Here is a 24,777-nt window from a genome sequence, read left to right on the forward strand (position 1 = left end):
GGGGCCTAAAAAAATCCCCCGGTCAAGGGCGGAGCCAAAACCGGCCGTTGCAGTTCCGGGAACTGCCCTGTTATGGTCTTTCAATGAACACTTCCCATTATGACGCTTTTCGCGCCGAGGTCCGCCAGTGGCTTGACGAAAACCTGACGGCTGAACTGCGGGAAGTGTCGGAGCGGGCGACGAGCGTCTTCATCGACAAGCCCCATACTCTGGCCTGGCAACGCATCCTTGCGACACGCGGCTGGGTCGCGCCGCATTGGCCGGCGGACTATGGCGGGCCAGGTTGGGATGAGACAGAGCGCTATATCTTTGCCAGCGAATGCGCGCGCGCCGAAGCACCAAGCCTCGCGCCAATGGGTCTGCGGATGGTCGCCCCCTGCATCATGCGTTACGGCACAGAAGAGCAGAAGGCCCATTATCTGCCCCGCATTCTCTCGGGCGAAGACTATTGGTGCCAGGGCTATTCCGAGCCACAGGCGGGCTCGGATCTGGCTGCACTTGCACTGCGCGCGGATCGCGACGGGGACTTTTATGTCCTCAACGGGTCCAAGATCTGGACCACGCACGCGCATTTCGCGAACCGTATGTTCTGCCTTGTACGCACAAGCCGCGAAGGACCTCGACAGGCGGGCATAACCTTCCTGCTGCTCGACATGGCCACGCCCGGGATCAGCGTTCGGCCGATTGTCTCGATCGCCAATGACCATGATTTCAACCAGGTCTTTTTCGAAGACGTGCGGGTGCCCGTATCCGGGCGGCTCGGGGAAGAGAACCAGGGTTGGACAGTTGCCAAATACCTGCTGGAGTTCGAGCGTGCGGTTGCCTATGCCGCCGGTCTCCACGCGGCGCTCGGCAAGCTCAAGGCAGCAGCCCGTGAAGCAGGGTTACTGGAGGAGCCTCAATTCCGGCGCAAGATTTCGATCCTGGCGGCGCAGATTGGAGCGATTGAAGCTGTCGAACTCGGTGTCATGGCAGCGATCGCTTCGGGGCGAAATCCGGGGCCGGCCTCGTCCATGCTGAAGATCCAGGGCACGGAGACGCAGCAGCGTATCCAGGAACTCGCTGTCGAGGTTGCAGGATATTATGCTGCGCCGGACCAGCATGCGGCGCGCCAGCCGGGCAGCGGTGTGCCAGCGCTGACCAGCAACTCGGCGATGATCGCGGCACCGCATTACTTCAATGGACGCGCAGCCTCGATCTACGGTGGATCAAACGAGATCCAGCGGGGAATCATCGCGCGGCAAGTGCTGGGGCTCTGAAGCTGCAGTTCCGTCAGAACGAAGTGGCGAAGCGCTCGCGAGTGATCGCATAGGCAACATAGGGAACCGCTCGCCCGAAGGCCGTCACGGTTTCATCCCACGGGATTGCTTGGCCGCCAATCTTTTCCATCGCGCGACGCGAACGAAGATTGCTCTCTGCGATCCGAAAGATCACGCGCGGAAAATGAGCAAGTGCATGCGTCAGCATGATCCGCTTCATGTCGCGATTATGGTCCCCGCCCCACAGCGCCCTCGCAAGGAAAGTCCAGCCGATTTCGATCTCCTCTTCGCCGACATAGCGTTGCGAATAGCGCGAGAAGCCTGCGATTTTGCCTGACGAACGCTCGATTGCGACCAGCCCGCCGCGATCGGAAAAGGCATCATCGACATAGTTGCGGAAAACGGCCCGTTCGGCCCGTTCGGGCACTGGATGGATGGCCCAGATCAGCGGATCTGCCGCTACAGCATACAGCGGTTCGAAATCGGCCTCTACCATAGGCCGCATAACAATCAGGGCGCCTTCTAATCGGGGCTGAAAATCGAACATGTTACGGTCTCTCATCACGCAGGAGGAGAGGCGATTCCATAGCGCCGTGGCGCCGGAAATCCATCCGTTTGCAAGCTCATCTGCCCAAAAAATGGGCAATCGTCTCGGCTTTGCTTGCCCACGAGGCACAATTTGAACGATCCTTTCGCGGAATTGCGACTCCTGTTGCGGAATCGTGTTTGGCACGCTTATTGAAAGCGAAAGGGTGTTTTCGGGGACTCGAGGAAAGCAAAAATGAAAAAGATCGAAGCCATCATCAAGCCATTCAAGCTCGACGATGTGAAAGAGGCGCTGCACGAAGTGGGCGTGTCCGGAATTACCGTGACCGAAGCAAAGGGCTTTGGCCGCCAGAAGGGGCATACCGAGCTTTATCGCGGTGCTGAATATGTGGTCGATTTCCTGCCCAAGGTGAAACTAGAAGTCGTCGTCGACGATGCAATGGCGCAGCGCGTGGTCGAAGCGATCGCGAATGCTGCACAGACAGGCCGCATTGGCGATGGCAAGATATTCGTCATTCCGGTGGAAAGCGCGCTGCGCATCCGCACGGGTGAGAAGGATGGCGACGCAATCTGAAGCTGTTCGTCGCCCCTGCGCAGGCAGGGGTCAGCCTGAATTTAGTACTCCAAACAGGCCCCGGCCTTCGCAGGGGCAACGCATAACAGAGAAGGAAAGCAAAAATGGCCAAACCGGCAGATGTTTTGAAGCGTATCAAGGAAGAAGAGATCGAGTGGGTCGATCTTCGTTTTACCGATCCCAAGGGCAAGTGGCAGCATCTGACCATGTGTGCAGGCGTCATCGGCGAAGACGAATTGACCGACGGCCTGATGTTCGACGGTTCATCGATCGCCGGCTGGAAGGCCATCAATGAGTCGGACATGATCCTGAAGCCCGACCTTGATTCTGTGTATGTCGACCCCTTCTCGGCCACGCCGATGATGATCATCTTCTGCGACATCGTCGAGCCGTCGACGGGCGAGCTCTATGCCCGCGATCCCCGCTCGACCGCGAAGCGTGCCGAGGCCTATCTCAAGTCGACCGGCATTGGTGACACTGTCTATGTCGGCCCCGAAGCCGAATTCTTCATGTTCGACGATGTGCGCTTCGAGAATGGCTACAACACGTCATACTACAAGCTTGACGATATCGAACTGCCGACCAACACCGGTACCAAGTATGAAAGCGGCAACATGGGCCATCGCCCGCGTGCCAAGGGGGGCTATTTCCCGGTCGCGCCGGTTGACTCAGCCCAGGACATTCGCGGTGAAATGGTCTCGACCATGCTCGAAATGGGCCTGCCCTGCGATAAGCATCACCACGAAGTGGCGGCCGCCCAGCACGAACTCGGCCTGACATTCGGCACCCTGACCGAAACTGCAGATCGCATGCAGATCTACAAATATGTCGTGCACATGGTGGCCCAGGCCTATGGCAAGTCGGCCACCTTCATGCCGAAGCCGATCAAGGAAGATAACGGCTCGGGCATGCACACCCATCTGTCGATCTGGGCGAAGGGCAAGCCACTGTTTGCGGGCAATGGCTATGCCGGCCTGTCGGACATGTGCCTCTATTTCATTGGCGGCATCATCAAGCATGCAAAGTCTGTCAATGCCTTCACCAACCCGACGACGAACAGCTACAAGCGGCTCGTCCCGGGCTATGAAGCGCCGGTTCTGCTCGCCTATTCGGCGCGCAACCGTTCAGCATCCTGCCGCATCCCCTATGGCGCTGGGGCCAAGGCGAAGCGCGTCGAGGTTCGCTTCCCGGATGCGATGGCCAACCCCTATCTTGCCTATGCCGCGCTGTTCATGGCCGGGCTCGACGGGATCGAGAACAAGATTCATCCCGGCGACGCGATGGACAAGAACCTCTATGACCTGCCGCCAGAAGAACTGGCGCAGGTGCCGACCGTGTGCGGTTCGCTGCGTGAAGCACTCGAAGCGCTTGAGGCTGATCACGCCTATCTGCTGAAGGGCGATGTGTTCTCGAAGGACCAGATCGAATCCTATATCGAACTCAAGATGGAAGACGTCGCCCGCTGGGAAATGACGCCGAGCCCGGTCGAGTTCGACATGTATTATTCCTACTGATCCAGAAATTCGGGGCGGTGGCTGAAAGGCTGCCGCCCCTTTTTTTAGGCCAGCTGGGAAATCCGGATGGCTGGAGGGGGGGTCGGTTGCGCACCCTGTTCGGGATCGAAGCGATGCCAGCCGTCTGGGCCGAGCCTCTCGATCGGCCGGAATTTCGTCTTGTATTCCATCCTGCTTGAACCCTGGATCCAATAGCCAAGATAGACATAGGGCAATCCGGCCGCACCTGCGCGCAGGATATGGTCCATGATGATGAAATTGCCGAGACCCACCCGCGTCTCATCCTGCGCCGCAAAGAAGCTGTAGATCATCGAAAGCCCGTCGCCTTGCTGGTCGGTCAGGCAGGCACCAACCAGTCGACCCGGCATGCCGTTGACCGACGGTTCGCGATATTCGATCACAAAGGTGTTGACGGGCGTCTGTTCCACCATGTCGGCAAAGTCGATTTCGTCCATTCCAGCCATTCCGCCATCGGGGTGGCGCGCGGCGAGATATTGCCGCAGCAGCTGGTATTGTTCATCGGTTGACCAGGGCTGGGCGGCGGTGACCTCAAGGTCCGAATGGCGTTTCAGAACCTTGCGCTGACTGGCGTTCGGAGCGAACTCCTGTGTCACGACGCGCACGGAAATACAGGCCGAACAATCCCCGCAGCTCGGACGATAGGCAACACCCTGGCTGCGACGAAAGCCGATCTTGCCAAGGGCATCATTCAGTTCGCTCGCGTTGGCGCCTGTCAGTTCTGTGAAGACCTTGCGTTCCTGCTTGCCTGGCAAATAGGGGCAAGGCGACGGGCTGGTGACAAAAAATCTCGGAAACCGGAATTGTGCTGTCACGGCCGATCCGTCTCCCAAACGGTGTTACGAGAATAGCTGGTGCGTTATGGAACGACATGCCGGTTATGAAAAGGGCATTTACCATCAAAAAACGGTAAACGCGAAAATGGCCTTGATATCAGGCCAGTTCGACCTGCGACACGTCATAGCCGGCTTCGCGCAACGCGGCGATCAGGCGCGCCAGGTGCGGAGCGTCTCGTGTCTCGCATTCGATATCGGTAATGAGACCCTTGGCTGGCAAATCGGTGAAGACGCGCTGGTGATAGATTTCGAGCACGTTGACATTCTGTTCGGCAATCACTCGGAACACGTTCACCAGTGCCCCTGGCCGATCCTGCAGCCGGATGCGGATGCGCGCCAAACGACCCGAGCGGACCTGATCGCGCAGCAGCACATTGGCCAGCAAGCGCGTATCAATGTTGCCGCCTGTCAGGACAATGCCGACCGTGCGTCCGCGGAACTGATCGGCATGCTCCATGAGCGCAGCAAGCCCTGCAGCACCCGCGCCTTCGACCACTGTCTTTTCGATCTGGAGAAGGAGGCTGACGGCTTCTTCGAGCCGCCGTTCGCTGACGAGCAGGATTTCATCCACCAGCGTCTTGACGAAGCGCCGGGTCAGTTCGCCCGGATGCTTGACAGCAATACCTTCAGCCAGCGTATCGCCCGTGCACGGCGCATCTGCGCCCGTCACGACATTGTGCATCGACGGATAGAGTTCGGCCTCGACGCCGATCACCCGGAGGTCGGGACGCAGGGCCTTGGCCGCCGTTGCCATTCCGGAAATGAGCCCGCCGCCGCCAATGGGCACCACAAGTGTGTCGATGTCGGGTGCGTCCTCAAGCATTTCGAGCGCAACCGTTCCCTGCCCTGCGATGATATCGGGTTCGTCGAAGGGATGCACAAAGGTCAGGCTGCGCTCGCCTTCCAGGGCGCGGGCATGCGCATTGGCGGCTTCGAAGGTTTCGCCGTAGAGCACTACGGTTGCGCCATGGGCTTCGGTCTGCATCACTTTCACGGTCGGGGTCAGTTTTGGCATGACGATCGTGACAGGAACGCCAAGCCGTTTGCCATGGTAGGCAAGGCCCTGGGCATGGTTTCCGGCGGAGGCTGCGATGACGCCATTCTTGCGCGCATTGTCTCCCATCAGGAGCAGGCGGTTGAGCGCCCCGCGCTCCTTGTAGGCCGCCGTGAACTGCAGGTTTTCGAACTTCAGGTAAATGTTCGCCCCCGTCATCGCAGAAAGTGTCTGGCTTTGCAGCGTGGGCGTGCGGATAACCGCACCGCTGACGCGGTCATGGGCGGCGCGGACATCGTCGAGCGTGACGGGCAGGTGATCCAAGTCTGACATGCGGGCGCCCTAACGCATCTGGCGCTGTTGGCAAACAGTGCTTATGCTCGCCTGCATGGCAAAACTGGCTTTTATCGGACTCGGCGTGATGGGTGGGCCGATGGCACAGCACCTGGCCGAAGCCGGGCACGACATGACGGTTTACAACCGGACACAGTCCCGGGCAGATGCCTGGGTCCGGGTCAATGGCGGTCGCAGCGCCTCCAGCCCGGCCGAAGCTGCCGAAGACGCGGATGCCGTCATTACCTGCGTTGGCAATGATGATGATCTGGCTGCCGTCACGCTGTCGCGCGATGGTGCCTTCCGGACGATGCGCAAAGACAGCCTGTTCATCGATCACACAACTGTCTCGGCAAAGATCGCGCGGCAACTCGCAGTCGAAGCCAAGGACAAGTACATCCTGCCGATTGATGCACCGATGACCGGCGGTCAGATCGGGGCACAGAAGGGTGCGCTTACCCTGATGTGCGGCGGCCGGGCGAAAGCCATCGAAGCGGCGACGCCGATCATGCAGGCCTATGCCGCCAAGATCGTCCATGTGGGGCCGACGGGCGCGGGGCAGTTGACCAAGATGGTCAACCAGATCGGTTTTGCCGGGATCGTCCAGTCACTTGCCGAGGCGATCCGTTTTGCACAGGCCGAAAATCTCGATCTCGACAAGGTCTTCGAAGCCATTTCTGGCGGGGCGGCCTCAAGCTGGCAGATGACTAACCGCTGGGCCACAATGGCGCGCGACGAATTCGACTTCGGGTTGGCTGTGGACCTGATGCGCAAGGACCTTGGCCTTGCCTTTGATGAGGCGCGCGGCAACGGCGCGACTCTTCCGGTGACGGCACTCGTCGACCAGTTCCTTGCCGATGTGCAGGGCTTGGGCGGCGGACGCCAAGACCCAAGCGCGCTGATCCGCCGGCTGGCAAAACCGGATTAGGGTTTGTGCAGTGATTTGAATAGGGTGCATTTCGAAGATGCACCTGCAAGAGCGCCAGGAAAGTTGGAGCGCAGAATGGCCAAGACGTCGAGACGCCTTTTCGCTGGTGCCGCAGCAATGTTGTTGGCGCCCTCTTTGACGCCAATTGCCTCGGCATCAACCAGGGCATGTGACGGCACTGAAGAGGCAAATCGCAACATCGTGCTTGCCTTTTACAACGAAGCACTGGTTGGCCTTCAGCCGCGGCGCGCGTTTGATCGCTATATGGCGCCGGACTTTATCGAACACAAACCTGATGTTTCAAGCGGGAGTCGTGAGGCAGCTGCCACCTTTCTTGAGCAATTGATTGCCGAGTTGCCTCAAGCCCGGTGGGAGGTGGTGCGAACAATCACGGAGGGCCAAATGGTGTTCCTCCACGGTCGGTTTACGCCAGCCCCTGGGGCACCACCTTACGCAATTGCAGACGTGTTCAGGCTCAACAACTGCAAGATCTCAGAGCATTGGGATGTTGTTGCACCACCGCCAGCGGTTCAGCGAAACCCGAATAGCCGCTTTTGAGTCTGGAGGAGCTTCGATGTGATGCGAGCTACTCCTAGCCACGCCCCGTCGCACTCATCCAAAGCCATGCTCTGCCGGGATCGGGGAGGGCGGGCCATTCGGCATTGTGATCAGTTCCTCGTTTGATGCGCCATTCCTGTAGCGGGTGAGCAGCTCTTCAGGATCAATGACGACGCCCACCGGATTGGCAGCGAAAGCCTTGCTCTCCATGAAGGCCATCGCATCCTCAAGCGTCCCGCAATCGACCTGAAGTTCCATCCGGTTGCCGTCCGGATCCTTGTAGTACATCGAAAGCGTTGTCCCATGATGGATCGGCCAATAAGGCAAGATCCCGGCGGCCTTCAGTCGCGCATAGGTTTCGAGAAGATCGCCTGCGCCAGCATAGGTATAGGCGACGTGGTTGACCCCGATTGTGCCACGTTCATTCCCGCCATCCGGGTTGAAGGCATTGAGATTGGCGAAAGCGAACCGGTGGTGCTCATCGTCATAGGTCATGAACGCGAGAGCGGGATCGCGATGCACGACCCGAGCCTCGAAAACGGTCTCGTACCATGCGATCATCTCGTCGTAGCGACGCGTCTGATAAACGACATGTGCGAATTTGACAGGTTTTGCCATTGTCTCTTTCCCCCTTGTGCGCGCCGGATCGAGTCGCGTCCGGCATCCTATGTTCGCTGGTTTAAGGTGCAAGAGGGGAGCGCGCTTGCGAGAAGGGCGCAAGGCGGGCATGATCGCGGGATGCACATCTTCACACCCGGCATGCGCCGCACCTGCCTCGCCCTTCTTGCCTTTTCTTTCGCTGCTCCTGCAGCCGCCGATACATTGATCGATAATGTGAATGGCATCACGCTGGACGAGGCGGGCCATGTTGTCCGGTTTTCCGGGCTGGTGATCGGCAATGATGGAAAGATCGCCCGCCTGATGACAGCGTCGTCACCACCGGCCGAACCGGCCCGGAAAATGAAGAAGGGTAAGACTGCTCCTGACCCCTCGCGCCCGGACTACCGGATCGACGGCAAGGGGCGAACCATGCTGCCCGGCCTGATCGATGCGCACGGGCATGTCATGGGGCTCGGTTTTCAGGCGCTGACGCTCGATCTGTCTGATACAAATTCGCTTGCCGAGGCGCAGGCGAGAATTGCCGCTTATGCGCGCGATCATGCCAATCGGCGCTGGATCATCGGACGGGGCTGGAACCAGGAGCGGTGGGGGCTGGGGCGGTTTCCGACTGCGGCCGAACTGGATGCTGTCGTGGCAGACAAGCCGGTCTGGCTCGAACGGGTCGATGGACATGCGGGCTGGGCAAACAGTGCGGCAATGGCCGAGGCGGGAATTACGGCAAAGTCTGTCTCGCCGTCCGGCGGGCGGATCGAGATGGCTGGCGGACAGCCAAGCGGCATTTTTGTCGATTCCGCCATGAAATTGATTGACACGGCTGTGCCCCGGCCGCTGTCGCGCGAACGCGATCAGGCCCTGATCAAGGCGCAAGAGGCGCTGCTTGCCTTTGGCATCACCGGGATTGCCGACATGGGCACAAGCCTTGAGGACTGGTCAAGCTATCGCCGCGCCGGGGACGGCGGCTGGCTGAATATCCGGATCTTTTCCTATTCTGATGGGCTCGATCCGATCCTTGTGATTGGCGGCAATACCCCCACGCCCTGGCTCTATGGAGACAAGTTGCGCATGGGTGGCGTAAAACTTTATGCTGATGGCGCACTTGGCTCGCGCGGGGCTTGGTTGAAGGCGCCCTATGCCGATGCACCGGGCAATCGCGGTCTCCAGTTTGTCGAGGATACGAAGCTCAGGAACATCATGAGCCGGGCAGCGCTCGACGGATACCAGATTGCAATCCATGCCATCGGCGATGCGGCCAATGCGCAATCCCTCGCGGCCTTTTCCGAACTGCAATCGACATATACCGGGGACCGGCGCTGGCGCATCGAACATGCGCAGATCCTTGATCCCGCCGATATTCCGCGCTTTGCGCAACTTGGTGTGATTGCGTCGATGCAACCGGTCCACCAGACGAGCGACCGGACCATGGCGGAAGCGCGACTGGGCCCGGGGCGGTTGAAAGGGGCCTATGCCTGGAAGAGCCTCCTGACCTCCGGCGCGCGTCTCGCCTTTGGGTCGGATACGCCGGTCGAAAGCCCGGACCCCTTTGCCGGGCTTGCCGCCACAATCACCCGCGAGGATGCAAAGGGCGAACCCTTTGGCGGCTGGCAACCGCAGGAGCGGATCTCGCGCGAAGAGGCGCTCGCGGGCTTTACGACCGGTGCGGCCTACGCCGCATTCGCAGAAAGCAAGGTCGGGCGGCTGGCGCCCGGTCTTTGGGCCGATTTCATCCTGGTCGACCGCGATCCCATGCTGGCGACCCCTGCCGAACTCCGCGCAACAAAAGTGCTGGAAACCTGGGTGGCCGGACGGAAAGTCTATTCGCGGCCTAATTGACCAGCGCGGTCAAAGTCCCGGTCGTCAGCACTTGCGGCAGTTCCACCGGTTCTGCATTGCCTTTTGCATACCAGAGGTAAAGCGGCACGCCTGATCGGCCGTGCGCCTCGAGAAAGCGCGTGATCTCCGGATCGCCGTTGGTCCAGTCTCCAACCATCACGGTCACCCCTGCCTTTTCGAATGCAGCCTTGGTTTCGGCGCGATCGATTGCGGCCTTTTCATTGACCTTGCAGGTCAGGCACCAATCGGCAGTGAAATAGAGAAAGACAGGCGTATTGGCCTTGCGCAAGGTGGTCAGGCGGCCTTCCGAAAATGGCTCTGCGCCCATAACCGCGGTGTGGGCAGGCGCCAGCGTGAACAGGAAGGGCATGGCATAAGCGGCGCCCGCCGATACCGCTGCAAAGCCGGTAAGTGCAACCACCCCGAGCGGCCGACGCCGTCCACCGATCCAGCCAACAAGTCCGACAAGCACCGATCCGGCGATGCCGATGTACAGGCCTGTCGGTCCCGTCTGGCGCCAGAGCAACCAGAGAAGCGCAACGACGGTCAGGGCCATCGGTATGGCAAGGAAGCGCTGGAAGGTCGCCATCCATGCACCGGGTTTTGGCACCATCCGGCGAAGTGCCGGAACAAAGCCGAGCCCCAGGAACGGCAGGGCAAGGCCCAGGCCCAACCCGGCGAAGATCGCGAGCGCGGCCGGAACGGGAAGGACAAGCGCTGCACCCAGTGCAGCAGCCATGAAGGGCCCGGTGCAGGGCGTTGCGACAAACGCTGCGAGAACGCCTGTCCAGAAGGCGCCGGTCATACCACCCTTTGAGGCCAGCGCATCGCCCCCGCCATAGCTTCGCAAATGGAGCAGGCCCATGAGGCTCAGTGTGATGGCGCTGGCAAGCAATGTGAGGAAAAGGATCACGCGCGGGTCCTGCAACTGAAAGGCCCAACCCACCTGAGTGCCACCAGCGCGCAGAGCGAGCAGTCCGCCGCCGAGGGCCAGGCAGGTTGCGATGACACCCGCAGCATAGGCCAGCGCTTCCCTCTTCGCTTCGCCTTCATCAATGCTTCCGGCCCGCGCCAGGCTGATCGCCTTGAGGCTGATCACCGGAAAGACGCACGGCATGATGTTGAGGATCAACCCGCCCAGGATGGCACCGCCGAGTGCAAGGACAAGGGCCAGAAGGCCTGCATCGCTGCTGCCCTTTTCGACTGTGCCAGGCACTGCGGAGACAGTCAGTCCTTCGCCCTTGCCAAGCGCAACAACGCCTTCAAGCGTCTTCGGGCTGGCAAAGCCAAAGAGCGCCTTCGAGGTTTCGATAACCAGCATGTCGCCAACGCGGCTGACTTTCTGCGGAGCCGCATAATTCAGGACATTTTCGCTGGTGGAGAAGAACCATGGGTCAGTCGCTGGGCGGCTGGCGGGATAGGGGATGCCGATGCGGATCGCTGGCCCTTCGATCTCGAAATGCGCGATGCTCCCCAACGGGCGCGGCAGTTTCGTCCGCCACGCGTCGAACCGGGCACGATCAGCTGCTGCGATTGTGCCGTCGCCGACGGTCAGGTCCAGCGCGAGATCGTCATGCTCGGGCACGCAAATCTTGTCGGTGCAGGCCAGCCGGTCGATCGACAGACGCAGCGGTAGCCTGGTTCCCTTGGCAAGATTGCCCGGCACTGTCAGGGTCGCGAGCAGGGCATGTTCCGTATTGAAGACGTGATTCATCAGGTCCGCAATTACCAACCGTTCCGGCACGGGGTAGCGCGGCGCGCTGACCGTCACACCGTTCGGCAGCGCCCAGTGCAACTGCGCGGAGAGGCCCGCGTCGCCCGGGTTCTGCCAATAGCCATGCCAACCCGGCTCTGGCTGCATGAGGATCGCAATCGTGATCGCATTGCCAGGGGCAGGCTCTGCAGATTCCGCCACCAATGATGCCCTGATGTGGTTTTGGGCCCAAGCCGGTGGTGCGAAAGCGCAGAGCATTGCGACCAGGCTCATCAGGCCGCACCGAAGCCAGTTCATCGAAAATCCTTGTTGCATTACAGGCAGCGCTATAGCCTGTTTCGGTTGAACACAAAGCGGAGTTACAGGGTGAGGAAAATCCTTCTGGCTGGTGCAATGCTGGCCTTGTCGACAGCGGCTTTTCCGGCAAACGCGAAAGAGGCCGCGGCGCCAGCTGCGGTCGCGCCCAAGCTTATCGTTGCGATTGCGGTCGACCAGTTTTCATCCGACCTGTTCAATGAATATCGGGGGCGTGTCACCGGCGGCCTGGCCCGACTGGGCAAGGGAGTTGTTTTTGCACGAGGCCATCAGAGCCATGCGGCGACCGAAACTTGCCCCGGGCATTCGACAATCCTGACGGGTAGCCACCCGGCCCGGACGGGAATCATTGCGAACGACTGGCAGAACCCGCGGGCTGCGCGCACAGACAGTGCCGGGAAGCCGAGCTATGAGGTCTATTGCGCGGAAGACGAAAGCCTGCCGGGAAGCAATGCGTCCAACTACACGGTGTCGCCCCATCATCTGAAAGTGCCGACCCTTGGCGACAGGATGAAGTCTGTTTTTCCGGGAACGCGTGTCGTTGCCGTTTCCGGCAAGGACCGCGCGGCCGTGATGATGGGCGGGCATGATGCGGATTTCGAAATCTGGTGGGATGGCAAGAGCTTCACCAGTTACAAGACCAAGCTTGCGGACCTTCCTGCGGGCCTTGCTGCTGTCAATGCACGGGCGACGGCGGCTATTGCAAAGCCCGCTGCCATCAGATTGCCAGCAGATTGCGCGGGTCAGGTGCGCGATATTCCCATTTCAACGTCAATGAAGATCGGTCGGCTTGCCCTGCGCAAGCCGGGGGACGAACGCGGATGGCGGGCAACGCCGGAGTTTGATGCACTGACCCTTGATGCGGCTCTTGCCGCGTTCGATGAATTGAAGCTCGGGCGGGGCAGCGGGACCGATGTGCTCGCCGTCAGCTTTTCGGCGACCGATTATGTCGGCCATGGCTTTGGCACCGAAGGCCCTGAAATGTGCGCCCAGATTCACGCGCTCGATGCGACGCTTGGGCGCTTCTTTGCCGCGCTTGACAAGGCGAAGATGCCCTATGCCGTGGTGCTGACGGCCGATCATGGCGGACATGATGCGCCCGAGCGCAACCGCGAAGATGCATTGCCTGAGGCGCAGCGGGTCGATGCAGCGCTGTCGGCAAAATCCGTCGGAGCAATACTTGCCACGCGCTTTGGCCTTGCCGATAGCGCGCTCCTCGGTCGGTCGGCCTTTGGCGACATTTACCTCTCCCCGGCGGTGCCTCCGGAAAAGCGAGCAGACGTTCTGCAAGCCGCAGTGGCGGCCTATCGCCAGAATCCGCAGGTGGCAGCCGTCTTCACGGCGGCAGACATTGTCGCAGCCCCGGCCCCGTCTGCACCGGTTGACGAATGGTCGCTTCTGGACCGGGTCAAGGCCAGTTTCGATCCGGAACGGTCGGGCGATTTCATTGTCTTGCTGAAGCCCTATGTCACGCCGATCCCCGCCGGTGGCCCGGGCTTTGTCGCAACGCATGGATCGCCCTGGGGATATGACCGGCGGGTGCCGATCCTGTTCTGGTGGAAGGGCATGACCGGGTTCGAACAGCCCAATGCCGTCGAGACGGTCGATATCCTGCCGACGCTGGCCAGCCTGATCGGCTTGGCTGTGCCGTCTGCAGAAATCGACGGGCGCTGTCTGGACCTGATCGCGGGGCCGGCAAGCAACTGCCACTGAACGGCGACTTCTTCGGCTTGTCCAGTCCGGTCAAGCAGGCTAGCTTCCCTGATCAATAGGACGAATCCCTCAAAAGTCGCAAAGGCGGGATAGAGGAGGACGGGATGCGGAAGTTCATGATTTCATCCGCAGCGATTGCTGCGCTTGCGGTGGCCAATCCGGTGTCGGCATCTGGCGGCGGCGGAGGTGGCGGCGGCGGAGGCTTCCCGAGCGACAGCGCGCCGCAATATGATCCGGTCGCCGAATACACAAAGGGCATTGCAGCGCTTCAGGCGCAGGATTTCAAGGCGGCCAAGATTGCATTTGACCATGTTCTGGCCAGTGCTCCGCGCGACGCGAATACAAATTTTCTTGCCGGCATGGCCCGCGAAGGCCTGAACGACTGGAAAGGCGCGCGGAAGTTCTTCGAAAAGGCGACCAAGATCGATCCCAACATGACGAACGCCTGGCGGGAACTGGGCGTGAGTTATGTCAAGATCGGCGACAGGCCCAATGCGGAAGCGACGCTCGCTGCGCTTCAGGCCAAAGCCACTGCCTGTGCCACGACATGCCCAACAGCGGGCGAAATCAAAAGTGCGATCGATGCGATTTCGGCAGCAATGGCAGCCGCCCCGGCAGCATCGCTTGCGCCGAGCCAAAGCCTGCTCTTCGCAAGTGCAGCCAAGGGCGATGCACTTTATCTCGATGCTGTCGGGCTGATCAACGAGCATCGCTATGAGGATGCGATTGCAGCGCTCAAATCGGCTCAGGCAAGCTTCGGGCCCCATCCCGATATCCTGACCTATCTCGGCTTTGCCAATCGCAAGCTCAAACGGTTCGACGTCGCAGAGAGTTATTATCTTGCAGCATTGGCTGTTGCCCCGAACCATCGCGGCGCAACCGAATATTATGGCGAACTTATGGTCGAGCGCGGGGATCTGGCAGGGGCAAGGCTGAAGCTGGCGCTCCTAGATGCGCAATGTCAGTTCGGTTGCGCCGAGGCGGAGGAATTGCGGCGTTGGATCGCGGCAGGTCACTCGCCGCACTCCTGAGGCTCCTTGCTCTCACAGTCGCGGCATGTGCTGGCGCGCGCGCCAGTGCCCCATTGCCGATCCGGGAAGCGAACTGGCTCGTTGCTTCGCAACGGCTTCATCTGCTGACAACCCGTCCGGAGGAATGCCTGCCAGAGGATCCGCCGGACATTGTGTCGCTTGTCTACGGGACGGTTGCGTTCCGGGATCCGATGCTGCTCGGCGGGCAGGCAGCGCGGGCCGGGCTCAGTTGCATGAGCTGTCATCGCGGCGGACGCGGCAATCCCGGTTTCCATTTTCCGCGCCTGTCGGGTGCACCGGGCACTGCAGATGTCACCTCTTCACTGATGAGTTCCCATCGCGGAGACGGGATAGCCAACCCGAAGCGCATTCCCGACCTGACCTTTGACGTCCCGAAAATCTCGCGCGTGGACGAACATGGCCTCGAAGCCTTCATTCGCGGACTCATTGTCGAAGAGTTTGACGGTGAGCCGCCCTCGCCCGTAATCCTGAAGGGTCTGGCGAGCTATGTCCGGGCGCTGGATCCGTCGCATTGCCCCTCAAGGCAGGACCAGCCCTATGGATTGGCCAACGCGCTGGCCGACTATTTCCTTGCGCTCGGCGCTGCGGAAACGGCTTTGGTCGATAACGATCCCGACACGGCAATCGCAATGCTTCGGGGTGCCCGCTCCATCCTTGGCGGGATTGATGCGCGCTTCCAGGGCCGGGGGCTGGAGGAACAGCGTTCCGCACTGAAAGAGGCCGGGCTTGCATTGGCGCAAATTCAGCAGCAGCTTCGTGAGGGCGGAGACCTGACCGGTCCGGTGGATGCTGTTCATCGACGCTGGATCGCGACCCGTCGCTGGGCAGATCCGCTCATCCGCAGCGAGCGGCAATCCCTCTACAATCCGGAAAAGCTGAAGGCAGCCCTGGCAGGCTGAGCCCGCTAAAAAGCTTGCGCAGCGCCAAAAAACCAAGCAGCATGTCGGTTCCGGAGAGGGAAAACATAAATAATGCCGAATAATCAGACAGATAGGGTTGCGCCGCCATCTTTGTTCCTGGCGCTGACAGAGCCAATGCGGGCCTTGATGGAACTCGGTTCGATCCCCATGGCTGCACCGATCCTCGCTTCTGCGCCGCGTGGAGACGGGCATCCGGTACTCGTTTTGCCGGGATTTATCACCACCGACCGGTCGACATCGCTGCTTCGCCGCTTCCTCACGCGCATGGGCTATGATGCTCACAGCTGGAACCTTGGCCGCAATCTCGGCCCCAAGGCGATCGGGCTGGAAGGCGAGCACCTGATAGCGCGCCTCGACGAGATCCATGCGCTAACCGGCCAAAGAACAAGCCTTGTGGGCTGGAGCCTTGGCGGCATGATGGCGCGTCAACTTTCGCGCCGGCGGCCGGATCTTGTCCGGCAAGTCATTACACTGGGATCACCCATTGTCGGTGACCCGCGCGCGACCAACGCCTGGCGCGCCTACCAGCGCTTTACCGGACACCGGCTCGACGATCCGGGCGTAGACGAGCAGCTGCGCGAGAGCGAATTGCCGCCCCCTGTCCCGTCGACCGCCATTTTCAGCAAGGAAGACGGCGTGGTTGCCTGGCAGAATTGCATCGAGCCCGAAGATGCCTTCACGGACAACATCCGTGTCTATGGCAGTCACTGCGGTCTGGGCGTCAATCCGGTGGTGCTCTATGCTGTGGCGGACCGGCTGGCGCAGGAAGATGGAAGCTGGAAGCCGTTCGACCGCACCGGGCTGATGCGGCAGTGCGTCTATCCGTCATCGGGGCATAGCCACTAGACCGTCACGCCCGCGGATGGGCGTTCCGGTATACGTCGAGCAGATAGGCAGCATCGACTGACGTGTAAATCTGCGTCGAACTGAGGCTGGCATGGCCCAGCAGTTCCTGCAGGCTGCGCAAGTCTGCGCCTCCGGCAAGCAAATGCGTGGCGAAGCTGTGCCGCAGGGCGTGCGGGGTCGTCCGTTCGCCAAGGCCAAGCCGCGTGCGGGCTGCCCGGACCGAGCGGCGGATGATGGCAGGATTGAGAGGCCCGCCCCGGCTGCCGCGAAAGAGCGGCTGGTCGTTGGTCGCCGGATAGGGGCAGAGCGCCACATAGGCATTGATCGCGTCGGCGACAGGAGCGAGCAAGGGCACGATCCGGGTCTTGTTCCGCTTGCCGGTTACGCGCAGCACCCGTTCCAGCGGCAGAACGGCGCCCGTCAGGCCCAAGGCCTCGCTGATCCGCAGGCCCGCGCCATAAAGAAGAAGGAGAATCGCCCAGTCGCGTGCGCCGATCCAGCTGTCCGAAGCCTGGTCCGCGACATCTTCGGCCAGCGACACCGCTTCGGCTGGCGAAATGGCGCGTGGCAGGCCTTTTTTGACCCTTGGCCCCTTGAGACGCGGGACGCCCTCCGCTCCGCCGGCAAAGGCAAGAAATCCCCGGATCGCCGAGAGTTCCCGAGCGGCGCTGGCGTTGCCCAGTCCCTCCATCCGGCGCCGCGCCAGAAAAGCGCGCAGATCGGACGCCTCAACCGCATCAAGCTGCGGTGGCCCGCCCTGGTGGTCGCTGAGGAATGCCAGCAGACGTTCTGCTGTTGCGACATAGGCGCGGACAGTATGGAGCGAGCGCCGCCGGTCCTGGCGAAGGTGATCGCCCCAGGCGCTGATCAGCGCCTCGCCACTCACCCGATCTTCTGCCCCGTCTTTTCCCAATCAGCGAGGAAGCCCGCAATGCCCTTGTCGGTGAGGACATGGTTGAAGAGCGAACGGATGACTGCCGGCGGCGCCGTCATGACATCGGCGCCGATCTTGGCGGATTGGAGGACGTGGATCGGATGGCGGACCGAGGCGACAAGGATTTCCGTGCCGAAATCATAATTGTCATAGATCAGGCGAATGTCCTCGATCAGCGCCATTCCGTCAAAACCATTGTCATCGTGCCGACCCACGAACGGTGACACGAACGTCGCACCGGCCTTGGCGGCCAGTAGCGCCTGGTTGGCAGAAAAACAGAGCGTGACGTTGACCATCGTGCCCTCGCTGGTCAGGGCCTTGCAGGTCTTCAGGCCATCGATTGTCAGTGGCACCTTGATGCAGACATTGTCTGCAATCTTTCGCAGGATATCCGCTTCCTTCATCATCGTCGGGTGATCGAGCGCCACGACCTCGGCCGAAACCGGGCCATCGACCAGACCGCAGATCTCCTTGGTCACGTCCATGAAATCGCGGCCCGACTTATGGATGAGCGACGGGTTGGTCGTGACACCGTCGAGCAGGCCGGTGGCGGCGAGTTCTGCAATGTCCTTGGTATCGGCAGTATCGACGAAGAATTTCATGAATCGGGCTTTCGGGCTTGGGTCAATGGTCGCAGGTTCGATAACAGGGTTGCCAGCCATATTCCAATGTTGATCGCCGGAATCTTCGTGCCTTGGTGTCTTCGTGTGAGCCCACCGTCTTTTGACTCACACGAAGACACCAAGGCACGAAGGCTCTAGGGATTTTGCTTTTAAAAATCCTATTTGTTCTTATATAATCTCCTATTTGGTAATTAATACTTGACAGCGTCGCGCTGTTTTGTCTAAAAGGCGTTCAATGGAAAAATGCGAATCGCGGCGAGGGCGCTGCGACGGGCTGCGGGCGGAGACGCCTTTGCAGCCCTTTTTTGTGTCGAAAGGATTTGAGGATGGCAGCAAGGAAGTCGCCAGCGAAGCGACCGGGATGGACAAAGGCTGCGCGCAGCGTGTTCCTTGCCGAGCTGGCCGAGACAGCCAATGTGGCGGCATCGGCGCGCAAGGCCGGGATGCCGGTGTCCAGCGTCTATGCGCTGCGCATCAAATCGCCGGAGTTTCGCCTGGACTGGAGCGAAGCGCTGGCCGAAGGCTATGCGCGGCTTGAGGCCTCCCTGCTCGAGGCCGCGCTTGGCAAGGGGCCCAGCACTGCCGATCCAGATGCGATGAAGCGGGAGGCTGCCCGTCACCGCCTCGGCCTCAGCCTGCTCGCGCAGCATCGTCCCGCGGTCAAGGGGATGGCGCCCGCGGCGCGCAAGGTCGATCCGGCCCAACTCAAGGCGCGCATCCTCGATCGCATCGCGCTGATGCATAAGCGAGCCGAAGCGGCGAAATCCGATGTTGCGTCACACGGCTGAAGAGCTTGCCCTCATGCCGCCGGACCGCGCAGCGGCGATCATCCGGCGGACGAAAACGTCCGACCTGCAGGCCTGGTCGCAGTCCTGGCGCTTCTGGAGGCTGGCGGCGCAGGCCGAGCCCGAGGGAGATTGGCGGATCTGGCTGGTGATGGCGGGGCGCGGCTTTGGCAAGACACGGATGGGGGCCGAATGGGTCCGAGCGCGCGCGGAGAGCGACGGAGACCTGAGGATTGCGCTGGTAGCGGCGACGATCGTCGAGGCACGCGCGGTCATGATCGAAGGCGAAAGCGGTTTGCTGGCCTGTGCAGCAAACGGCATGCCGGTCCGGTGGGAGCCTTCGCTGCGCAAACTGAGCTGGGACAATGGCGCAGAAGCCCGCATCTATTCGGCCGCCGAGCCCGAGGCCCTGCGAGGTCCGCAACATCACATCGCCTGGGCCGACGAGATTGCGAAATGGCCCTATGCGCTTGCGGCATGGGACAATCTGATGATGGGGCTGCGGCTCGGCACGCAGCCGCAGGCCATGGCCACCACGACGCCCCGTCCGGTGCCGCTTCTCAAGCAGCTCCACGGGGCGGCGGATGTGCGCCTGACAAAGGGTCGGACGGCGGACAATGCCGCGAACCTGCCGCTGGCTTATCTGCGGGCCATGAAGGCTGAATATGGCAATCGGCGGATCGGTCGTCAGGAACTGGACGGCGAACTGATCGAGGATGCCGAAGGCGCACTCTGGACGCGGGCGCGCCTTGAGGATTGCCGGATGCGGACTGTGCCGCACCTTGTTCGCGTCGTGATCGGAGTCGATCCACCGGCAGGCCGTGACGGCGATGCGTGCGGCATTGTCGTTGCCGGACTGTGTGCAAACGGCAAGGCGTGGGTGTTGTCTGATGCGAGCGTTTCTGGCCGGTCGCCTGATGGCTGGGCGCAGACCGTCGCGGACGCTGCAGCCCAGTGGCAGGCTGATCGTGTGATTGCCGAAAAGAACAATGGCGGGGATATGGTGGAAAGCGTGCTGCGGGCGGCTGACGTTTCATTGCCGATCCGTCTCGTCCACGCCAGCCGCGGCAAGGTGGCACGGGCAGAGCCGGTGGCGGCGCTTTATGAAAAGGGGCGCGTCCATCACGCCGGGGCGTTCTCCGCGCTTGAAGATGAAATGTGCGGGCTCATCGCAGGCGGTGCCTATGAGGGGCCGGGCAGATCCCCGGACCGGGCCGATGCCCTCGTCTGGGCCCTGACAGAATTGATGCTGGGCAAGCGATTGACCGGCCCGCGTGTGCGGACGGTCTGAAGCTCCCGCGCCCATATCCAGAAAGGAAAGAGAGATGTTGCTCAAGAAGATTGCCCGCTGGGCAGGCCGGCGCTTGTCCGAAAAATCCACGTACATCGGTTTGGCGACGGTCGCCATTGCGGTGGGTGCTCCGCCCGAAGTCATCGAAACGATCGGCAAGGCCGGGCAGGTTGCGGCGCTGATCTTCGGCACCGGGCTGGCCGCGGCGACCACTGCGCCGGTTCCGCCTTCTGCAGACGCGGCGGAATAGGCAATGAAACTATTCGGCTGGAAATCGGCCGGGCGCGCGGTGGCGCGTCCGCTGCTTGCGCACGGCTTTTCGACCTGGGGTTCGGCTGACTGGCCGCGCTCCTACGAAGCGCAGTTGCGGGAGCTTTATCTGGGCAATGCCGTCGCCCAGCGCGCGGTGCGGCTGGTGGCGGAAGGGGTTGCGTCCGCGCCGCTCGGCACGTCCGACCCCAAGGCACTGGCGCTTGTCTCGGCAACGAGCGGCGGCCAATCCCTCCTCGAAACCGTGGCGATGCAGTTGCTGCTGCACGGCAATGCCTATGTCGAACTGCTCGCCGGGCCCGATGGTGCGCCGGCCGAACTGTTCGCGCTCCGGCCCGAGCGGGTGAGTGTCGAGCCGGACCCGCGCGGATGGCCGATGGCCTTTGTCTATCGCGCCGGGGCCGCAACGACGCGGCTTGCGAGCGACCGGGTGATCCACATCCGGACGCATCATCCGCTTGACGATCATTACGGGCTTGGCTGCCTCGACGCGGCGGCCGGGGCCATGGCCGCGCACAATGCCGCAACGCGCTGGAACAAGGCGCTGCTCGACAATGCCGCGCGGCCATCGGGCGCGCTCGTTGCCGAGGGCAGCGAGACGCTGACCACGGACCAGTTTACCCGGTTGCGGCAGGAAATGGAGGAGAGCTTTTCGGGCTCCGGCAATGTCGGGCGACCGATGCTGCTTGAAGGCGGGCTGCGCTGGCAGGCGATGTCGCTTTCGCCCACCGACATGGATTTTGCCGGACTGAAGGCGGCCGCCGCGCGCGAGATTGCGCTGGCGTTCGGCGTGCCCTCGGTGCTGCTCGGCCTGCCGGGCGACGCGACCTATGCGAATTACCGCGAGGCCAACAAGGCCCTGTGGCGGCAGGCGATCCTGCCGTTGGCGGGCAAGATCCTCGATGCGCTGGCGGAAGGGCTATCGCCCTGGTTTGCCGGGCTGAAACTGTCCGTCGATCTCGACCAGGTGCCGGCGCTTTCGGAAGACCGGGAGCGGCTGTGGGCGCAGGTGAACGGTGCGGATTTCGTTACCGTGAACGAGAAACGCGCGATGGTCGGGCTGGAGCCGATTGCGCCCGCTGTGGAAATGCCGAAAGCGCGCGACGAGGGCGGCGGCGTCGAAACCAAGTTCAACCCCTGGCACGATCCTGGGAATGGCCAGTTTGCGCAGTCAGGGCAGGGCGTGCGGTCTGATGGGGCCGCTTCATCTGGATCAGCTGCCGCGCCATCCACAAGGAGCAGAGCTGCTTCAGTCGGGACAGGACAGCGCAGAGCCGAGAGGGACGAAATTGACGATAGCAAAATCGGCAAGCGCACGGTGCGAGAAGCGAGCAACATATTGACCAACGAAACGAACGGATTGTCAGGCGGCCCCCCGGGAGAGCTGGCCCGTGCGAAGACTGCTTTGGCGCACGCCATTCATAACGGCCTCGTCCAAAAGAAGCCGCCCAAGGTTGCACCAGCCACGATCAGTGCCGAGGCAGAGGCGAGTGTCGGCCGCGTCGATGATAAACGCATCACGCGCACCGTATTCACCGGCAGACTTGCCGGAGCCATCGACCCGACCAACGGAGCGATATATTATGGGACCAGCAAGGACGTGCTGACGAGCCGACGCATTGCCTCTGGCAGGCAGGACGTGCTGCTCAGATTTGGACCATTCGATCATGGATCCGGATCGAAGCAATATGTGTATATCTATGGGGAGCCCTATAAGCCCAAACCGAGGTAGCAGCCATTTCCACGCATCATCTGGCATCGATCGCGCTCATCGCGAGTACCGCAGCCGCTTCATCGACGCTTGCCACAGCATCATCAACACAAGATGTTTCGGATGTGACGGCAAGCCTTTATTGTCTTTCACACAGCCGGTTCCGGTTCCAAGACCCCAAGGCTCGTCAATACCGTGTCCGATATATCGTTGATACACGGAGTTTCGCGGGGGAGCGCCATATCCTGTTGCTTGTCGAGGCGGCGCGCGGATTGACCCGGTGGTATGATGTTGAAGTTTTCCGGATGCGGCCTGCGCGCGGCTACCGGCTCACAAACAATGCCGAGTTAGTTGGAGGCCGCAGGGCGCTGAGGATTGTCAGCCCGCCTTTGGGAGGAATATGGGCGCAGGACCGCTTCGAACGGGTATTGGCCGCACTCCGGCTGCAGGCGGCGATCATGGTCAAACCCTCCAAGAAGCAGGCCTATCGGGAACAGTGTCGGTCGTTTGACGAGCTTTTCGGGGGGTGATTGAAAGCCCCGCAATCAAAGGCGGCCATCCCGGCTGAACCGACCAACCAAACTGAACCACAGAGCCGCCTTCGGGTGGCTTTTTCTTTGTCCGGAGCGCACATGATGAGCGATTCAACCATGCTGATACAATTGACTGCGCAGGCAGAGGCGCATGGCGCCGACCTGCTGACGCTGCGCGCGCTGATCGAAGAGGCCTGCGAACTGGGGGCCGCGCGGGCGCTCCGTTCGCTTGGCCTTGAGGATGATCGAGCGCGCAAGGATCTGGACGAGATGCGCGAACTGCTGTCGGCCTGGCGCGAGGCGAAAGGAGCGGCGGGCCGCGCGCTGATCGGCTGGCTGGTGCGCTGCGCCCTTGTCCTGCTGGTCGTGGGCGTGGCCGTGAAGTTCGGCCTCGGCGGGATCACCCTCCCATGAGGTTCGCAGGCTATGCCGCCATTTTCGATCGCCCTGACAGCGGCGGGGATATTGTCCGTAAAGGGGCCTTTGCCGGCGCCCCGGCCAAGGGCGTTCCGCTCTTCTGGCAGCATGATCCGGCGCACCGTATCGGCACGATCGAGAGCTTGCGGGAAGACGGGCGGGGGCTGCGCGTGATCGGCATTGCCAATGTCACAAGCGGGGGATCACCCGATGCAGAATTGCGCGCCACCGTCACTGCAATATTGCAGGCGTTGAGGGCCCATGGCCTGATAGAGGTCTGAATTGATTGTTCAGTGTCGTCTTTCCTGCAACACACTGCACAACTGAGACATTTCGGCAACAGTTTCGGCATAACAATGCTTGCACCAATCTTTTCCATTAGCTAGTGAACCAAGGCTGTCCCGAGTGACAATTGAGAAAGGGGATTACTATGCGGAAGCTGGCCATTGCTATGGCGCTCACCTCAACCGCCATTGCCTCACCCGCGCTAGCGCGAAATGATGCGTGGTATATCGGCATTGAGGGCGGGCCCTCGATTGTAGAGGATATTCAATTCGACGTTGGTACGACGTCCAATGCAATATTGGTCGATAGCGACACAGGATATGACGTCGATGGCATTATCGGCTATGACTTCGGCGGGTTCCGGCTTGAGTCGGAAGTGGGTTACAAGAAAGCCAAGGCAAATTCTCTGTCGTCTTCGCTTACTTTCCCGATCCCGGGCAGTACTGGCGTAACCAGTGCGCCTGCTGGTACGTTCAGCAATATCAGCGGCGACACCTCGGTCCTGAGCTTCATGATCAATGGTATGCTTGATTTTGGTGATGACGACGGCCTGAATGGCTTTGTTGGTTTGGGTGGCGGTGTTGCCCGCGTCAAGGGAAGCTATTCCGTCGGTTCGGCCGCAGCCTCGATTGACGATTCAGACACCGGCTTTGCTTGGCAGGCTATTGCTGGCGTCCGTCTCCCGTTGTCCGACCATTGGGACATCGGTCTGAAGTATCGCTTCTTCAATGCAGACAACTATAAAATTGTTGATCTGGCAGGGCGTTCGCTGGATGGCCGTTACCGGTCGCACAGCCTTTTGGGCAGCTTGGTGTACAACTTTGGCGAAAAGGCTCCTCCGCCTCCGCCGCCACCTCCGCCTCCGCCGCCACCTCCGCCTCCGCCTCCGCCTCCGCCTCCGCCGGCAGTCTGCTCGCCTGGACCGTATATCGTGTTCTTCGAGTGGGATAAGTCGGACATCACGGCTGAAGCTGCCGGGATCCTGGATAGCGCTGTCGGTGCCTATGCTGATTGCGGTCAGGCACAGGTCATGCTTGCGGGCCATGCCGACAAGTCGGGTACGCCGAAGTACAACATCGGCCTGTCCGAACGTCGTAACGCTTCGGTTCGTGCCTATCTTGAGGGCAAGGGCATCCCGACGGGTGTCATCAGCACTCAGGCCTTTGGTGAAAGCGCTCCGCGCGTTGAAACCGCCGATGGCGTGCGTGAACTCCAGAACCGTCGTGTGGAAATCACCTACGGTCCGGGTTCGGGCATGTAAGCCATTCGATCCTTTCAGGATTGAAACGAGGGGGCCGGTCGAAAGATCGGCCCTTTTCGTTGGTATTGGCGCGTTAATGATTGGCCGTTATTGGGC

The 24,777-nt window shown here is 61.3% G+C and carries 25 protein-coding genes; 18 read left to right on the plus strand and 7 right to left on the minus strand.

Going from position 1 to position 24,777, the window contains the following annotated elements:
* The first annotated feature begins 83 nt into the window (after positions 1–83).
* Positions 84–1,259 (plus strand): acyl-CoA dehydrogenase family protein, encoded by a 1,176-nt coding sequence (locus K0O24_RS04610; protein ID WP_219894659.1) that lies wholly within the window; start codon positions 84–86, stop codon positions 1,257–1,259.
* A 13-nt stretch (positions 1,260–1,272) separates the two neighbouring features.
* Here K0O24_RS04610 and K0O24_RS04615 read toward each other — a convergent pair whose 3' ends face one another.
* On the minus strand, positions 1,273–1,821 hold the full coding sequence (locus K0O24_RS04615) for a GNAT family N-acetyltransferase (RefSeq protein WP_246611127.1): 549 nt from the start codon (positions 1,819–1,821) through the stop codon (positions 1,273–1,275).
* 219 nt (positions 1,822–2,040) lie between these two features.
* Between K0O24_RS04615 and K0O24_RS04620 the strand changes: the two genes are divergently transcribed.
* Together K0O24_RS04620 and glnA are read left to right on the plus strand one after the other, a co-directional pair.
* On the plus strand, positions 2,041–2,379 hold the full coding sequence (locus tag K0O24_RS04620; protein WP_219894660.1) for a P-II family nitrogen regulator: 339 nt from the start codon (positions 2,041–2,043) through the stop codon (positions 2,377–2,379).
* 104 nt (positions 2,380–2,483) lie between these two features.
* Positions 2,484–3,893: a type I glutamate--ammonia ligase gene (gene glnA / locus K0O24_RS04625; RefSeq protein WP_219894661.1), complete on the plus strand. Its 1,410-nt coding sequence runs from the start codon at positions 2,484–2,486 to the stop codon at positions 3,891–3,893.
* Positions 3,894–3,937: 44 nt separating this feature from the next.
* Here the strand turns inward: glnA and K0O24_RS04630 are convergent, their stop codons facing one another.
* A complete protein-coding gene (locus tag K0O24_RS04630; RefSeq protein ID WP_219894662.1) occupies positions 3,938–4,726 on the minus strand; it encodes an arginyltransferase in 789 nt (262 codons plus the stop codon).
* Positions 4,727–4,844: 118 nt separating this feature from the next.
* Positions 4,845–6,074, minus strand: a complete 1,230-nt coding sequence (locus K0O24_RS04635; RefSeq protein WP_219894663.1) for a threonine ammonia-lyase — start codon at positions 6,072–6,074, stop codon at positions 4,845–4,847.
* Between the two features lie 55 nt (positions 6,075–6,129).
* Between K0O24_RS04635 and K0O24_RS04640 the strand changes: the two genes are divergently transcribed.
* Entirely contained in the window at positions 6,130–7,002 is an 873-nt protein-coding gene (locus K0O24_RS04640; RefSeq protein ID WP_219894664.1) for an NAD(P)-dependent oxidoreductase, read from the plus strand.
* Between the two features lie 75 nt (positions 7,003–7,077).
* Positions 7,078–7,560: a nuclear transport factor 2 family protein gene (locus K0O24_RS04645; RefSeq protein WP_219894665.1), complete on the plus strand. Its 483-nt coding sequence runs from the start codon at positions 7,078–7,080 to the stop codon at positions 7,558–7,560.
* 54 nt (positions 7,561–7,614) lie between these two features.
* On the opposite strand, the gene K0O24_RS04650 is transcribed toward K0O24_RS04645, so the two are convergent.
* Positions 7,615–8,178, minus strand: a complete 564-nt coding sequence (locus K0O24_RS04650; protein WP_219894666.1) for a VOC family protein — start codon at positions 8,176–8,178, stop codon at positions 7,615–7,617.
* Positions 8,179–8,298: 120 nt separating this feature from the next.
* Between K0O24_RS04650 and K0O24_RS04655 the strand changes: the two genes are divergently transcribed.
* On the plus strand, positions 8,299–10,011 hold the full coding sequence (locus K0O24_RS04655) for an amidohydrolase (RefSeq protein WP_425514765.1): 1,713 nt from the start codon (positions 8,299–8,301) through the stop codon (positions 10,009–10,011).
* On the opposite strand, the gene K0O24_RS04660 is transcribed toward K0O24_RS04655, so the two are convergent.
* Positions 10,004–12,022, minus strand: a complete 2,019-nt coding sequence (locus tag K0O24_RS04660) for a protein-disulfide reductase DsbD family protein (RefSeq protein ID WP_219894667.1) — start codon at positions 12,020–12,022, stop codon at positions 10,004–10,006. The genes K0O24_RS04655 and K0O24_RS04660 overlap by 8 nt on opposite strands.
* 96 nt (positions 12,023–12,118) lie before the next feature.
* Here K0O24_RS04660 and K0O24_RS04665 point away from each other — a divergent pair, with 96 nt between their 5' ends.
* The 4 genes from K0O24_RS04665 to K0O24_RS04680 all read left to right on the plus strand — a co-directional run bounded on the left by K0O24_RS04665 (position 12,119) and on the right by K0O24_RS04680 (position 16,571).
* Positions 12,119–13,753 (plus strand): alkaline phosphatase family protein, encoded by a 1,635-nt coding sequence (locus K0O24_RS04665; protein ID WP_219895471.1) that lies wholly within the window; start codon positions 12,119–12,121, stop codon positions 13,751–13,753.
* A gap of 104 nt (positions 13,754–13,857) precedes the next feature.
* Positions 13,858–14,784 (plus strand): tetratricopeptide repeat protein, encoded by a 927-nt coding sequence (locus K0O24_RS04670; protein ID WP_219894668.1) that lies wholly within the window; start codon positions 13,858–13,860, stop codon positions 14,782–14,784.
* Positions 14,712–15,704, plus strand: coding sequence for a hypothetical protein (locus tag K0O24_RS04675; protein WP_219894669.1), 993 nt, complete (start codon positions 14,712–14,714; stop codon positions 15,702–15,704). Before K0O24_RS04670 ends, K0O24_RS04675 begins: the two co-directional genes overlap by 73 nt.
* Before the next feature lie 72 nt (positions 15,705–15,776).
* Entirely contained in the window at positions 15,777–16,571 is a 795-nt protein-coding gene (locus K0O24_RS04680) for an esterase/lipase family protein (protein WP_219894670.1), read from the plus strand.
* A gap of 4 nt (positions 16,572–16,575) precedes the next feature.
* Here the strand turns inward: K0O24_RS04680 and K0O24_RS04685 are convergent, their stop codons facing one another.
* A complete protein-coding gene (locus K0O24_RS04685; protein ID WP_425514766.1) occupies positions 16,576–17,484 on the minus strand; it encodes a tyrosine recombinase XerC in 909 nt (302 codons plus the stop codon).
* A complete protein-coding gene (gene fsa / locus K0O24_RS04690; RefSeq protein ID WP_219894671.1) occupies positions 17,454–18,107 on the minus strand; it encodes a fructose-6-phosphate aldolase in 654 nt (217 codons plus the stop codon). Before fsa ends, K0O24_RS04685 begins: the two co-directional genes overlap by 31 nt.
* A 347-nt stretch (positions 18,108–18,454) precedes the next feature.
* Between fsa and K0O24_RS04695 the strand changes: the two genes are divergently transcribed.
* The 8 genes from K0O24_RS04695 (at position 18,455) to K0O24_RS04730 (ending at position 24,681) form a co-directional block, all read left to right on the plus strand.
* Positions 18,455–18,916 (plus strand): hypothetical protein, encoded by a 462-nt coding sequence (locus K0O24_RS04695; RefSeq protein WP_219894672.1) that lies wholly within the window; start codon positions 18,455–18,457, stop codon positions 18,914–18,916.
* Positions 18,897–20,204 (plus strand): DNA-packaging protein, encoded by a 1,308-nt coding sequence (locus K0O24_RS04700; protein ID WP_219894673.1) that lies wholly within the window; start codon positions 18,897–18,899, stop codon positions 20,202–20,204. Before K0O24_RS04695 ends, K0O24_RS04700 begins: the two co-directional genes overlap by 20 nt.
* Positions 20,205–20,238: 34 nt before the next feature.
* Positions 20,239–20,454 (plus strand): hypothetical protein, encoded by a 216-nt coding sequence (locus tag K0O24_RS04705; protein WP_219894674.1) that lies wholly within the window; start codon positions 20,239–20,241, stop codon positions 20,452–20,454.
* A 3-nt stretch (positions 20,455–20,457) separates the two neighbouring features.
* Entirely contained in the window at positions 20,458–22,206 is a 1,749-nt protein-coding gene (locus tag K0O24_RS16945) for a phage portal protein (RefSeq protein WP_219894675.1), read from the plus strand.
* Positions 22,207–22,310: 104 nt separating this feature from the next.
* Positions 22,311–22,715 carry a hypothetical protein gene (locus K0O24_RS04715; protein WP_219894676.1) on the plus strand — a complete coding sequence of 135 codons (405 nt, stop codon included), beginning with the start codon at positions 22,311–22,313 and terminating at the stop codon, positions 22,713–22,715.
* A 102-nt stretch (positions 22,716–22,817) separates the two neighbouring features.
* Positions 22,818–23,132 (plus strand): DUF6127 family protein, encoded by a 315-nt coding sequence (locus K0O24_RS04720; protein ID WP_425514767.1) that lies wholly within the window; start codon positions 22,818–22,820, stop codon positions 23,130–23,132.
* The gene (locus tag K0O24_RS04725) at positions 23,129–23,416 is read left to right on the plus strand and encodes an HK97 family phage prohead protease (RefSeq protein ID WP_219894677.1); all 288 of its coding nucleotides are present in this window, start codon (positions 23,129–23,131) and stop codon (positions 23,414–23,416) included. The genes K0O24_RS04720 and K0O24_RS04725 overlap by 4 nt, the downstream gene beginning before the upstream one ends.
* A 149-nt stretch (positions 23,417–23,565) precedes the next feature.
* Positions 23,566–24,681 carry an OmpA family protein gene (locus K0O24_RS04730; RefSeq protein ID WP_219894678.1) on the plus strand — a complete coding sequence of 372 codons (1,116 nt, stop codon included), beginning with the start codon at positions 23,566–23,568 and terminating at the stop codon, positions 24,679–24,681.
* Positions 24,682–24,777 lie beyond the last annotated feature (96 nt).

The organism is Aquisediminimonas profunda (genome assembly GCF_019443285.1).
GTDB classification, from domain to species: domain Bacteria; phylum Pseudomonadota; class Alphaproteobacteria; order Sphingomonadales; family Sphingomonadaceae; genus Aquisediminimonas; species Aquisediminimonas profunda.